Genomic DNA, 13,052 nt, shown 5'->3' with positions numbered 1-13,052 from the left:
TCCCGCTTGATCTGGGTCAAGGATGTACGATTTCGACCCCGCCTATATTATGCACATGGTAACACAATCTCAATTGGCCAAGCTGGGACTCTTTGACGCCAAGGTTCCCCGCTATACGAGCTACCCGACCGCACCTCAGTTCAGCAACGATGTGGGGCCCGATCTCTATGCGGGCTGGATCCAACAGATCCCCGAAGACGGCACCGTGTCGCTCTATGTGCATGTGCCGTTCTGTCGGCGCCTCTGCTGGTTCTGTGCCTGTCGTACCCAGGGTACACAAAGTGACGCACCGGTGGTGGCCTATCTCGAGACGCTCAAGGCGGAGCTCGCCCTGCTGAAGCAGCACCTGCCACGCGGCGTTACCCTGTCTCGTCTGCATTGGGGCGGCGGTACACCGACGCTGTTGAACCCGGACATGATCCGGGACCTGTCCAGCGCGATTTTCGATGTGGCACCTCTGGGACCGGAGGCCGAATTCTCGGTCGAGATCGACCCGAACGAAATCGATGCCGCAAGGCTGGACGCGCTGGCGGCGGCAGGGCTGAACCGGGCCTCGATCGGAGTGCAGGATTTCGATGACGAAATCCAGCAGACCATTGGGCGGATCCAGGGCTATGACATCACCCGCGATGCGGTCGAGATGATCCGTGACCGCGGCATTGTCAGCCTGAACGCCGATATCCTGTTTGGGCTGCCGCATCAGACCCAGGCGCGGATGACGGAAAGCGTGCAAAAACTGCTGTCGCTCAGCCCCGACCGTGTCGCCCTGTACGGGTATGCACATGTGCCATGGATGGCCAAGCGGCAGCAATTGATTCCGTCTGACGCGCTGCCGACGCCCCAGGAACGGCTGGCCTTGTTTGAAACCGCACGCAAACTGTTCCTGTGGGACGGGTACGCGGAGATCGGCATCGATCATTTCTCCACCCAGCGGGATGGGTTGACCCTTGCGCAGAAGGCAGGGCGGTTGCGACGTAACTTTCAGGGCTATACCGATGATACCTCGGATGTTCTGATCGGCGTCGGTGCCTCGTCAATCTCACGATTTCCACAAGGCTTTGCCCAGAACGCTGCGGCCACCTCGGCCCATACCGGCAAAATCCGCGAGGGCCGGTTCTCGACCTCGCGCGGCCACAGATTTCAAGGGCAGGACAAGCTGCGTGCCCGGTTGATCGAAGCGTTGATGTGCGACTTTCATATCGATCGGGACGAAATCACCTCGCGGTTCGCGATAACGCAGCACGAGCTGGGTGAAATATTCGACACGGTAGACCGCGCAGTTCCGGGCGTTCTGTCGATCACCCGCGATGGCCTGATGATCCCGCCCGCCGCGCGCCCGCTGACCCGGATCATTGCACGGGCGTTTGATGCCTATGACCTGAGCAATGCGGGCCATAGTTCGGCGATCTGAATCCGCTCAGACCTGTTCAGAGAAAGCTCTGGGGGTCGATATCTACACTGAGCCGCAGATCGCCCTTCAGACGGAAAGGTGCGATCCAGCGCGCAAGCGCCTCTTGCAGCGCGGCCCCCTTGGCCGCCTTAACCAACAACCGCACCCGGTGGCGCCCCCGCACCCGCGCGATCGGGGCGGGCGCAGGCCCAAAGACCTGTGCCCCGATCTGCCGCAGCGGGGCATCATTTCGGGCCAGCGCGTTGCCCAGATCGAACACCTGCGCTACATCCGTTCCCGACAGGATGATCCCGGCCATGCGCCCGTAAGGTGGCACTCCGGCCACCTCGCGTTCTGCGGCCTCGGCGCGCCAGAACCCGGTCTCATCCCCCGCCAGAATCGCCCGGATCACCGGATGTTCGGGCTGAAACGTCTGCAACAGGGCGGTTCCGGGGCGTTCGGCCCGTCCGGCACGCCCCGCCACCTGCCGCATCAGCTGGAAGGTGCGCTCTGCGGCACGCAGGTCCGAGCCTTGCAGGCCCAGATCTGCATCAATCACCCCAACAAGCGTCAAATATGGGAAATTGTGCCCCTTGGCCACCAGCTGGGTGCCGATGATGATATCCGCCTCACCCGCCGCGATTCGTTCGATTTCCGCTTTCAGCGCCCGTGCACTTCCAAACAGGTCCGAACTCAGCGTCACGACCCGCGCCTCGGGAAACAACGCCGCCGCCTCTTCGGCCAAACGCTCGACACCGGGGCCAACCGGGGCCAGCCGATCCTCGGCCCCACACGAGGGGCAGACGGTGGGCAGAGGGCGGGTTTCACCGCATTGGTGGCACATCAACCGCTTGAGAAACCGGTGTTCGACCATCCGCGCATCGCAGTGATCGCAGCCGATCTGCTGCCCGCAGGCCCGGCACAGAGTCACCGGGGCATAGCCGCGCCGGTTGATGAACAACATTGCCTGTTCGCCCTTGGCCAGCCGGTCCTGCACCGCCCCGCGCAGGGTCGGTGAAATCCATGTCCCGGCCTTCAGCTTTTCGGCGCGCATGTCGATGGCACGCATATCCGGCAACTCCGCTGCCCCAAACCGTGCCTTCAATTCCACCATGTCGTACTTGCCCGACTGCGCATTGGCCCAGCTTTCCAGGCTGGGTGTGGCGCTGGCCAGGACCACCCGCGCGCCACAGATCGCCGCGCGCAGAACGGCCATGTCCCGCGCGTTGTACAGCACGCCGTCTTCCTGCTTGTAGCTGGTATCGTGTTCCTCATCGACGATGATCAGGCCCAGGTTCTGAAACGGCAAAAACAGTGCCGAACGCGCGCCAACCACCAGTTGCGCGTTGCCCTGCCCGACCATCTTCCAGATCCGGCGGCGCTCGGTCATGGGGACGCCCGAATGCCATTCGGCCGGGCGGGCCCCGAACCGGGCATCGACGCGGGTCAGGAATTCGGCAGTCAGGGCGATCTCTGGCAACAGCACCAGCGCCTGCCGCCCCATGCGCAGACATTCCGCCACCGCTTCGAGATAGACTTCGGTCTTGCCCGATCCGGTGACACCGCGCAGCAATGTCGTCCCATAGCGGTCGCTGCGCAACGCCGTGCGCAGACTGTCCGCCGCCGCGGCCTGATCCCCGGTCAGCTCCTTGCCGGGTCGTTCCGGATCCAGATGCGGCAGCGGCATGTCGCGCGGGCTGTCAATCTCATCCACCGCGCCCTGCTTGGTCAGGCCCTTGATCACAGACGATGTCACCCCGGACATCTCGGCCAGTTCCTTGAGCGTAAAGGCCAGCCCGCCATATTCGATCAATGTATCCAGGACCCGGCGGCGCGCATCGGTCATCCGGTCCGGTTCGCGCTGCCCCAACCTGTAGACCTTGCGCATCGAAGGCGGATCGCCCAACCCCGGCGCCCGCGTCGCCAGACGCAGCATCGCCGGCATCGGCGTCAGGGTGTATTCGGCGGCACGGGTCAGAAAATTCTTCATCTCGTCACGCATCGGAGCCACATCCAGCACCCGGATCACCGAGCGGATCCTGCTGCGATCAAAATCGCCCTGGCCCGCTCCCCAGATCACACCGATCACCTTGCGCGGCCCCAGCGGCACCTCGACAAAGGCCCCGCGCAAGCAGCCGCCTTCGGGCGCCTTATAATCCAGCGTCCGATCCAGCGGCTGCGTGGTCAGAACCGCGACCAATGCGCCCTGGTCAAAGAATTCCGGCTCGCTCACTGTCGCTTGCCTCCCGGGGGGTTTCAGCATTACGGCTCTTGGGGTAAAGCCATCGCGAACCAAGGCCAACCCATCAAAGGAAGCAAGCCCCATGAAATTCTTCGTCGACACTGCCGAAATCGACGCCATTGCCGAGCTGAACGATCTGGGCATGGTGGATGGCGTCACCACCAACCCGTCGCTGATTCTGAAATCCGGTCGCGACATTCTAGAGGTTACCAGGGAAATCTGCGATCTGGTCGACGGACCGGTTTCGGCCGAAGTCGTGGCGCTGAACGCTGATGACATGATCGCCGAGGGCCGCAAACTGGCCCAGATCGCCGACAACATCGCGGTCAAGGTTCCGCTGACCTGGGACGGGCTGAAAACCTGTAAGGTGCTGTCCGGCGAAGGCCACATGGTCAACGTCACCCTGTGTTTCTCGGCCAATCAGGCGTTGCTGGCGGCCAAGGCCGGCGCAACCTTTATCAGCCCGTTCATCGGGCGACTGGACGATATCAACCTGGACGGCATGGATCTGATCGCGGACATCCGCACGATTTACGACAACTACGGTTTTGACACCCAGATCCTGGCCGCCTCGATTCGCACCGTGAACCATGTTACCGAGAGCGCGCGCATCGGGGCGGACGTGATCACGGCCCCTCCGGGTGTGATCAAGGCGCTGGCCAACCATCCGCTGACCGACAAAGGGCTGGATGCATTCATGGCCGATTGGGCCAAGACCGGCCAGAAAATCCTGTAAAGGGCGCACTGCGCTGTGGCCGAATGAGCCGCCGAGCCCGGCAGACCTGCTGCCGGGCTGTTGTAATTAAGACAAAATTCACCATTGCCGCTGACGTTTCAGCCCAAAACCAAGAACAGGCATGTTATAGACATGCCACGACAGCATGAGGCCCCGATGAGCAGCGACCCGAAACTGGAAGACACCCTGCGCAAAGCGATCATCGCCGAACCCGACGCGATCCTGGACGACAAGGACGTGATGCGCGCGCTGGTGTCCGCGAACGAGCGTCTGATGGGCGGCAATATCGTCGATCTGCGCGGCGTCGCAATGGAACGGCTGGAATCGCGGCTGGACCGATTGGAAGACACCCACCGGAATGTAATCGCGGCGGCCTATGAAAACCTGGCCGGGACCAATCAGGTACATCGCGCCATTCTGCGGCTGCTGGAAGCGATGACGTTCGAGGAAGTGCTGCGCGACCTCAGCGGCGAGGTGGCTGACATCCTGCGCGTGGACGCTGTGACGCTGGTGCTGGAATCCGCGCAGAATGACACGGCTCCGGCAATCGACCGGATGGGCGAGATCCTGACTGTCGTCGAACCCGGTTTTATCGACAGTTATATCACCCAATTGCGCGGCGGCGCGCCACGGCAGGTTACGCTGCGCCCGGTGCAGATGGTACCCGACCGGTTGTATGGTGACATGGCCGAGAACATCCAGTCCGAGGCCTGTCTGAAACTGGACTTGGGGGCGGGGCGACTGCCGGGCCTGCTGGTCATGGGGTCCAAAGACCCGGCTCAGTTCAACCCGCAGCACGGCACCGACCTGCTGGCCTTTTTCGGCGGTGTGTTCGAACGGTCGATGCGCCACTGGCTGTCGTGACACTGATTTCCCCCGCATGCCGAGACGCCCTGCAGTATTGGCTTGAGGGCCAAAGCGCCTTGTCGGGGGCATCGCAGAACACGATTACGGCCTATCGTGGCGATGTCGGCGAATTTCTTGCCTTCATGACTCTGCACCACGGCAGCCCGCAGGGCCTGGGCGCGCTGGAACGGATCTCGATATCGGACATGCGGGCCTGGATGGCCCAATCACGTAACGGCGGCGTCGGTGCGCGCTCGCTGGCGCGCAAACTGTCGGCAGTCAAAAGCTTCTATCGCTGGCTTGCCGAACGCGAAGGGTTCGAGGCCACCGCCGTTTTGTCCACCCGGTCACCCAAGTTCACCAAGAAGCTGCCCCGCCCGCTGGCCGAGGACGCCGCCCGCGCGATGATCGACACCGTCGAATTGCAATCTTCCGACAGCTGGGTCGCGACGCGGGATGTGGCCGTTGTCACCTTGCTGTATGGATGTGGCCTGAGAATATCCGAGGCACTGGGGCTGACAGGGGCCGATGCTCCCCTGCCTGCCACGCTGCGCATTATCGGCAAGGGCGGCAAGGAACGCGTGGTTCCGGTGCTGGATGCCGCCCGTGACGCGGTCAACACGTATCTACAGCTGTGCCCACACCCCCAGGAACCCGCCGCCCCCCTGTTTCGCGGCGTGCGCGGAGGCCCCCTGAACCCGCGCATCATTCAGGGCGTGATGGCGCGGGCACGCATGCAACTGGGCCTGCCCGCCACCGCCACACCACACGCCATGCGGCACAGTTTTGCCACCCATCTGTTGGCTGCCGGGGGGGATCTGCGCTCGATACAGGAACTGTTGGGCCATGCGTCCCTGTCCACCACTCAGGCCTATACCGCCGTGGACACGGCCCGTCTGATGGAGGTCTACAACCGCACCCATCCCAAGGCCTAGGGTCGTGTCGCAAAATCCATCCACCGCCCTGCGCAATTTTCCGCCTTTTGCTTTGCATCGGACGCACTGATCCGGCAATAGGGGGCATGTCCAAAAGTCTCAGCGCCCTGCTTGTCCATCTGTTCACCGCCACTGGTGCCGTTTTCGCCATGCTGGCCATGTTGGCGGCGGCTGAAACCAAGTGGAGCCTGATGTTTCTTTGGCTGGTTGTCGCATTCTTTGTCGATGGCATCGACGGTCCGCTGGCCCGAAAATACCATGTCAAACACTATGCGCCGCAATTCGACGGCGTGCTGTTGGACCTGATTATCGACTATCTGACCTATGTGTTCATCCCGGCCTTTGCGCTTTTCCAGTCCGGCCTGATGGACGGCTGGACCGGATGGGTCGCGATCATCGTCATCACTTTTGCCAGCGCGATGTATTTTTGCGATACGCGGATGAAGACCAAGGACAATTCGTTCTCGGGCTTTCCCGGGTGTTGGAACATGGTCGTACTGGTGGTCTTTGCCCTGCAGCCGAATTTCTGGGTCACCCTGACCTTGGTTACAGCTTTGTCGATCACCATGTTCCTGCCACTGAAATTCGTGCATCCGGTCCGCACCGAACGTTGGCGCAAGGTGACTCTGCCGATGGCGCTGGCCTGGACCTTCTTTGCCGGCTGGGCCGCGTGGGTGGATTTCCATCCACAAAGCTGGGCCCATTGGGGACTGGTCATCACCAGTGTCTATCTGCTGTTTGCAGGCATTGCCCAACAGATCCTTCCACAGCACGACGCGCCGATCGCAGACTGAACGCTGTCCGACTTTTTCAACATGATGTTACGTAACTGACCCGATCCAGTGATGGGTTTCGCTTTTCTCTTGCGAATAATTCTCAATAGCATTGACTTGGTTGCGAGCCACTCTCATATACTCTCGGACAGACATAAACTGGACGGATCCAATGATTCCACGCCGAACAACCCTTTTTGCCCTCGCCGCAGCACTGGTTCTGCCCTTTGCCGGTCCAGCACTTGCCGGACAGCCACTGAAAGTGGTGGCGACGACGGGCATGATCGCGGATGCGGCGCGGCAGGTTGGCGGCGATCTGGTCGAGGTCAAGGCCTTAATGGGTCCTGGAGTCGATCCGCATTCCTACCGGCAGACACGCACCGATATCGTCGCAATGACTCGCGCCGATCTGGTACTCTGGCACGGCCTGTATCTCGAAGCGCAAATGGAAAATTTTTTTCAGGATCTTGGACGCAAGCGCAACGTTGTGGCGGTGGCAGACGGTCTGCCACATGAACTGCTTCGCGGCCACGACAGCTATGCCGACAAGTTCGACCCCCATGTCTGGATGACGCCGGTGCTTTGGAAAAAAGTCGTCGAACAGGTGCAGATTGCCCTGAGCGAAACCCAACCCGAAAACGCCGATACGTTTGCCGCCAACGCCGCTGTGCATCTGGCCGACCTGGACCGGCTGTCTGACTATGCCAAAGCCAGCATGGCGCTGATTCCGCCCGAGAACCGGGTATTGCTGACCGCCCATGACGCGTTCGGCTATTTTGGTGTGTCCTACGGCATCGAAGTTCTGGGCATTCAGGGTATCTCGACCGAAAGCGAGGCCGGGCTGAACCGGATCAAGGCGCTGGTCGACACGCTGGTAGAGCGTGGCATCACCGCCGTATTTGTCGAAAGCTCGGTGTCGGACCGTAATATCCGTGCGGTGATAGAAGGCGCGGCGGCCAGGGGCCATACCGTCAGCATCGGTGGCGAGTTGTACAGCGACGCAATGGGTCCGGATGGCACATATGAAGGCACATATCTCGGAATGATCGACCACAACGTGACCGTGATTGCCGCAGCGCTGGGAGCAGATGTTCCCGCGCGCGGCATGGCCGGAAAATTATTGGCGGGATCCTGAAATGACGATTGAACTTGCAACTCTGGACGGCAAGGCACCGCAGCCTTCCAGGGCCATGGAAAGCCCCTTGTCGATCCGTGGTCTGACTGTGTCATACGGTCAGAAACCCGCTGTCTTTTCGGTGGATATGGCGGTTGAGGCTGGCAAGATGACCGCAATCATCGGCCCCAACGGCGCGGGCAAGTCCACCCTGCTTAAGGCCGCGCTGGGAATCGTCAAACCGCTGTCCGGGCAGATACAGGTATTTGGTGCGCCGCTGGAGCGGCAACGCGCTCGCATCGCCTATGTGCCGCAGCGCGCCAGCATCGACTGGGATTTTCCCACCCGCGTCATCGACGTGGTTTTGATGGGCCTCTATCGCCAATTGGGCCTGCTGGGCCGCGTCCGCAACACACATCGGCTGCGCGCGAAACACTGCCTGGAACGCGTCGGCATGGCCGATTTCGCCGAACGCCAGATCGGGCAACTGTCTGGCGGCCAGCAGCAACGGGTATTTCTTGCCCGGGCGCTGGCACAGGATGCGGATCTGTATCTGCTGGACGAACCCTTTGCCGGAGTCGATGCCGCGACGGAAAAGGCGATCATCAATGTGCTGAAGTCGCTGCGCGCCGAGGGCAAGACCGTTGTCGTCGTGCATCACGATCTGGCCACCGTGCGAGACTATTTCGACAACGTGTTCCTGATCAACACCAGCAAGGTCGCCGAAGGTCCGGTTGACACCTGCTTTACCGCCGAAACGCTGCAAGCCACCTATGGCGGGCGGTTGGCAACGGCACAGGTGGACCAATTGGCCGCCGCGCTGGTGTGATGCAATGATACGCGACGCGCTGCTGTTGCAACTAGGCTATAACGCCAGCCTGGTCGCCGTTGGTGCGACCTTGTTGGGCATTGCCGCCGGGGCCACGGGCACCTTTCTGTTTCTACGCAAACGCGCTCTGGTCAGCGATGCCATCAGCCACGCAACCTTGCCCGGCGTATGTCTGGCGTTCATCCTGATGGTCGCCCTGGGCGGGGATGGGCGCAACCTGTTGGGATTGCTGACGGGATCGGCCATTTCTGCCTGGATCGGCTTGTTGTGTCTCGGCTGGCTGGTACGCCACACCCGATTGGCCGAGGATGCCGCCATCGGGGCCGTGCTGTCCGTCTTTTTCGGGTTTGGCATCGTGCTATTGACGGTGATTCAGACCATGGGATCGGGTCGGCAGGCGGGGCTCGAGAGTTTCCTTCTGGGATCAACCGCCGGAATGCTGTGGTCGGACGCCATTGTAATCACACTTGGCGGCGCGTTGACCTTGGCGCTGCTGTTGGTGCTGCGTCGGCCGATGACACTGGTGGCGTTCGATCCCGAATATGCAGCGGCACGCGGGTTGCCGGTGCATCGGATCGATCTGGCGATGATGGGGCTTGTGATGGCGGTCACCGTTGTCGGGCTGAAGATCGTCGGGCTGATCCTGATCGTGGCCCTGCTGATCATCCCCGCCGTTACTGCCCGGTTCTGGACCGAACGCAGCGACCGGGTCGTGCTGTTGGCAGGCCTGTTGGGCGGAATGTCCGGCTATGCCGGCGCGGCAATTTCTGCGTCGGCCCCGAACCTGCCAACGGGGCCAATCATCGTGCTGGTCAGTTTTGTGTTGTTTGCCGCGTCGCTGCTTTTGGCGCCCGGGCGTGGGGTTCTGGCCGCCGTGTTGCGACATTTGCGGTTTCAGAAACGGGTGCACCTGCGTCAGGGATTGCTGGCACTGGCCCAAGGCCACCTGATCTATGAACCGCTGACCCTGCGTCTGTTGAAACGCGCCGGGCTGGCGCGTCCCGACGGTGTGGCCACCGATCAGGGACGCGCCCGCGCCGCCAAGGCATTGCGGGACGAACGACGCTGGCAGATGATCCGGTCGGATCAGGACTATGAAGCCGCAGCGGCGCTGTATGACGGGCTTCGCGATATAGAAACCGTGCTAACCCCCGACCAGATCACCGAGCTTGACCGCGCCATCGGTGGCCCGAAAGGAGTGGTCGCATGACTGGTGCCGAGTTCGTTCCGCTGTCGTTGTCCCCGTTGCTGATTGGCACGCTTGCGGCCGTTGCCTGCGCGCTGCCCGGGAATTTTCTTGTATTGCGGCGACAGGCGCTGATCGGGGATGCGATCAGCCATGTGGTGCTGCCCGGCATCGTGGTCGCCTTTCTGGTCACCGGGGTCATATCCACCTGGCCGATGATGGCTGGCGCCGCCGGAGCCGCCGTCCTGGCGGTTATGCTGATCGAGGCCATCCGGCGTCTGGGCCGGATCGAACCCGGCGCGGCGATGGGTGTGGTGTTCACCTCAATGTTCGCTGCGGGCGTGCTGTTGCTAGAGCAATCGGATACCTCGACCGTACATCTGGACGTAGAGCACGCGCTGTACGGCAATCTGGAAAGCCTCATCTGGCTGGATGCCACCGGCTGGGCCTCTCTGCTGGATCTCGAGGCACTGCGCGGCTTGCCACCGGAATTGCCTCGCATCGCCGTGACGCTGATAGCCGTGGTTCTGTTTACCGTGGTGTTCTGGCGGCCCTTGAAGCTGTCAACCTTTGACGAAGGCTTTGCGCGCACCCTCGGCATTCGAACCAACCTTCTCGGACTGGCGCTGGTGGTCACGGCAGCGATTGCGGCGGTGGCGTCGTTTGACGCAGTCGGATCGATCATCGTGATAGCCATGTTCATCTGCCCGCCCGCAGCGGCACGGCTGATGACCAACCGGCTGGAACATCAGGTCCTATGGAGCGTGATCTTTGCGGTCACCGCAGCGGTCAGCGGGTATGTTCTGGCCGGGTATGGACCGCTGTGGCTGGGCGGTCAGGACGCGGTCAGCGCTGCGGGCATGATTGCAACCATGTCAGGGCTGATCCTGGCGGTCGCAGCCCGGTTCGGCCCTTGCCGCACCCGCGCAGGGGCACCGCAACAGGGCTGATCCATCACGATTTCGGCGTGTGCCGTTTGGGTGGCTTTTCTCCGCCTCGGGGTTTTGACGCCGCGGCAGCGGCGCGGGCCTTGTTTTTCTTGCTGTTGGGTTTGCCCGCCGCGGGGGCCTGCCCTGGTGCGGTGGTCTTTGGCTTGCGCTTGCCCACGGCGCTGCCGCGCGGCTGATACGGTTGGCTGGTGTCTTCGGGCCGACCGGCAATAGCCTGCCTGGGCCGCTTGGATTTCGCGGCAGTGCCCTTGGGTTTCACCCCCGGCTTCGGCTTTTTCACCCGCGCTGCGGGGGCGTCGTTCCAGTCGATCGGTGCGGCGGCAGCTGCCTTGACCGGCGCTGGTTCGGGTACCGGCTGTTCCGGCACGGTATCAGGTTCGACCCGGCGGGGTCCCCGATGCGGTTTGGGTTGACCGGCAAAGGGTTTGCTGCCTGGGCGCGACGAGCCACCCAGATCGGGGGCCTTGTCCAGCCGGGTGACCTTGGCATTGTCCTCGACCGTCATGTCCGGACCAAGAGCCGCAGCAAATCCATCGGCACTGGCCTGACGAATTTCGACATAGCTTTCGTTGAACTGGATCCGGATCGCGCCGATGTCGTCCTTGGTGATATTACCTGCCTTGCACAGAATTGGCAGCAATCGGCGGGTTTCAATCCCGGCCTTCTTGCCGCCAGACACTGAAAACCACACGCTGGGGCCAAAGGCCGCGCGGGGTTCGGGCTTGCCTACCGGACCGGGGGCCAACAGTTCTTCGGGTGCGGAATGGCGGGTTTCATACAGCGCCACATAGGCTGCCGCGATCTGTTCGGCACTGAATTGCGCAACCAGCGCCTGTGCAGCATCCGACAATTCGACCGGCTGCGCCCAAACCGGATCGGCCAGCATTCTTTCGCCATCGCGTGCGCGCACCTCCTCCGCCGAAGGGGCCTCGGCCCAACCCGCCGTCAGTTTGGCAAACCGCAACAGGCGCTCGCATTTCTTGCGTGCGGCGGGCGGCACGATCAGTGCGCTCACCCCCTTGCGTCCGGCCCGCCCGGTGCGACCCGACCGATGCAGCAGGGTTTCATGACTGGTGGGCAGTTCCGCATGCACCACCAGATCAAGACTGGGCAGGTCGATGCCCCGCGCGGCAACATCGGTGGCAACACAGACCCGCGCACGGCCATCCCGCATCGCCTGCAGGGCGTGCGTGCGCTCAGCCTGCGACAACTCGCCGGACAGGGCCACAACCGAAAAGCCGCGATTTGACAGCCGCGTGGTCAGCCGGTTCACCATGGCGCGGGTGTTGGCGAAAACCAATGCGTTGGGCGCTTCGTAAAACCGCAATACGTTGATAATGGCGTTTTCCGTATCGCGCGCGGCAACCGAAAGGGCGCGATATTCGATATCGCTGTGCTGGCGGTTCTCGGCGGCGGTGGTGATGCGTTTGGCATCGGTCTGGTATTTACCAGCCAGATTGGCGATGCCACGCGGCACCGTAGCTGAAAACATCAGGGTGCGGCGGGTTTCTGGTGCCTCGGCCAGGATGAATTCCAGATCCTCCTGAAAGCCTAGGTCCAGCATCTCGTCGGCCTCGTCCAGCACGATGGCCCGCAGAACCGACATATCGATAGAACCGCGCATGATGTGATCGCGCAGCCGCCCCGGCGTCGCCACCACGATATGCGCGCCGCGCGCCAATGCCCGGCGTTCGTCGCGCATGTCCATGCCGCCAACGCACGAGGCCAGATGCGCGCCCGCCTTGCCAAATAACCAGGAAAGTTCGCGCTTGACCTGCAGCGCCAATTCACGGGTCGGGGCGATGACCAGCGCAAGCGGAGCGGCGGCAGCGGCGAAATGATCGCCCTCGCCCAGGATGGTTGGCGCGATGGCCAGTCCGAAACCGACAGTCTTGCCCGATCCGGTCTGGGCCGAGACCAGCAGGTCCGAATGTCCCAGTTCGGGGTCGGTCACGGCCTGCTGGACCTGTGTCAGGGTATCATAGCCCTGCTGGCTCAGCGCATCTGCAAGTGTCTGTTTCAAGTTCGGCGCCCTTGTTTTGTTGGCGCGT

General features: G+C 62.4%; 11 protein-coding genes. 9 read left to right on the top strand and 2 right to left on the bottom strand.

The features are described 5' to 3' along the window. The first annotated feature begins 55 nt into the window (after positions 1–55). Positions 56–1,411, top strand: coding sequence for an oxygen-independent coproporphyrinogen III oxidase (gene hemN, locus NANH_RS0117250; protein ID WP_027263177.1), 1,356 nt, complete (start codon positions 56–58; stop codon positions 1,409–1,411). 16 nt (positions 1,412–1,427) lie between these two features. Here hemN and NANH_RS0117245 read toward each other — a convergent pair whose 3' ends face one another. After that, a complete protein-coding gene (locus NANH_RS0117245) occupies positions 1,428–3,653 on the bottom strand; it encodes a primosomal protein N' (RefSeq protein WP_175543394.1) in 2,226 nt (741 codons plus the stop codon). Between the two features lie 61 nt (positions 3,654–3,714). Here NANH_RS0117245 and fsa point away from each other — a divergent pair, with 61 nt between their 5' ends. The 8 genes from fsa to NANH_RS0117205 all read left to right on the top strand — a co-directional run bounded on the left by fsa (position 3,715) and on the right by NANH_RS0117205 (position 11,001). After that, a complete protein-coding gene (fsa, locus tag NANH_RS0117240) occupies positions 3,715–4,368 on the top strand; it encodes a fructose-6-phosphate aldolase (RefSeq protein WP_027263175.1) in 654 nt (217 codons plus the stop codon). Between the two features lie 156 nt (positions 4,369–4,524). Beyond that, on the top strand, positions 4,525–5,232 hold the full coding sequence (locus tag NANH_RS0117235) for a DUF484 family protein (protein WP_027263174.1): 708 nt from the start codon (positions 4,525–4,527) through the stop codon (positions 5,230–5,232). Continuing rightward, positions 5,229–6,149 (top strand): tyrosine recombinase XerC, encoded by a 921-nt coding sequence (locus tag NANH_RS0117230; protein ID WP_027263173.1) that lies wholly within the window; start codon positions 5,229–5,231, stop codon positions 6,147–6,149. The genes NANH_RS0117235 and NANH_RS0117230 overlap by 4 nt, the downstream gene beginning before the upstream one ends. Positions 6,150–6,235: 86 nt before the next feature. Continuing rightward, complete coding sequence (locus NANH_RS0117225; protein ID WP_027263172.1) at positions 6,236–6,943, top strand: CDP-alcohol phosphatidyltransferase family protein; 708 nt, start codon at positions 6,236–6,238, stop codon at positions 6,941–6,943. A gap of 151 nt (positions 6,944–7,094) precedes the next feature. Beyond that, on the top strand, positions 7,095–8,057 hold the full coding sequence (locus NANH_RS0117220) for a metal ABC transporter solute-binding protein, Zn/Mn family (RefSeq protein ID WP_027263171.1): 963 nt from the start codon (positions 7,095–7,097) through the stop codon (positions 8,055–8,057). A gap of 1 nt (position 8,058) precedes the next feature. Further along, positions 8,059–8,865, top strand: coding sequence for a metal ABC transporter ATP-binding protein (locus tag NANH_RS0117215; RefSeq protein ID WP_027263170.1), 807 nt, complete (start codon positions 8,059–8,061; stop codon positions 8,863–8,865). 4 nt (positions 8,866–8,869) lie between these two features. Next, positions 8,870–10,075, top strand: coding sequence for a metal ABC transporter permease (locus NANH_RS0117210; protein ID WP_027263169.1), 1,206 nt, complete (start codon positions 8,870–8,872; stop codon positions 10,073–10,075). After that, positions 10,072–11,001, top strand: a complete 930-nt coding sequence (locus NANH_RS0117205) for a metal ABC transporter permease (protein ID WP_027263168.1) — start codon at positions 10,072–10,074, stop codon at positions 10,999–11,001. The genes NANH_RS0117210 and NANH_RS0117205 overlap by 4 nt, the downstream gene beginning before the upstream one ends. Positions 11,002–11,005: 4 nt before the next feature. Here NANH_RS0117205 and NANH_RS0117200 read toward each other — a convergent pair whose 3' ends face one another. Beyond that, positions 11,006–13,024: a DEAD/DEAH box helicase gene (locus NANH_RS0117200; RefSeq protein WP_027263167.1), complete on the bottom strand. Its 2,019-nt coding sequence runs from the start codon at positions 13,022–13,024 to the stop codon at positions 11,006–11,008. Positions 13,025–13,052: the final 28 nt, after the last annotated feature.

Origin of the sequence: Sedimentitalea nanhaiensis DSM 24252 (assembly GCF_000473225.1) — a bacterium.
GTDB classification, from domain to species: domain Bacteria; phylum Pseudomonadota; class Alphaproteobacteria; order Rhodobacterales; family Rhodobacteraceae; genus Sedimentitalea; species Sedimentitalea nanhaiensis.
This window is presented reverse-complemented; position numbering and strand designations above follow the sequence as displayed.

Bases quoted from the DNA above. Each gene is read 5' to 3' on its own strand.
- hemN (WP_027263177.1), top strand. From the start codon at position 56: ATGGTAACACAATCTCAATTGGCCAAGCTGGGACTCTTTGACGCCAAG.
- NANH_RS0117245 (WP_175543394.1), bottom strand. From the start codon at position 3,653: ATGCTGAAACCCCCCGGGAGGCAAGCGACAGTGAGCGAGCCGGAATTC.
- fsa (WP_027263175.1), top strand. From the start codon at position 3,715: ATGAAATTCTTCGTCGACACTGCCGAAATCGACGCCATTGCCGAGCTG.
- NANH_RS0117235 (WP_027263174.1), top strand. From the start codon at position 4,525: ATGAGCAGCGACCCGAAACTGGAAGACACCCTGCGCAAAGCGATCATC.
- NANH_RS0117225 (WP_027263172.1), top strand. From the start codon at position 6,236: ATGTCCAAAAGTCTCAGCGCCCTGCTTGTCCATCTGTTCACCGCCACT.
- NANH_RS0117220 (WP_027263171.1), top strand. From the start codon at position 7,095: ATGATTCCACGCCGAACAACCCTTTTTGCCCTCGCCGCAGCACTGGTT.
- NANH_RS0117215 (WP_027263170.1), top strand. From the start codon at position 8,059: ATGACGATTGAACTTGCAACTCTGGACGGCAAGGCACCGCAGCCTTCC.
- NANH_RS0117210 (WP_027263169.1), top strand. From the start codon at position 8,870: ATGATACGCGACGCGCTGCTGTTGCAACTAGGCTATAACGCCAGCCTG.
- NANH_RS0117205 (WP_027263168.1), top strand. From the start codon at position 10,072: ATGACTGGTGCCGAGTTCGTTCCGCTGTCGTTGTCCCCGTTGCTGATT.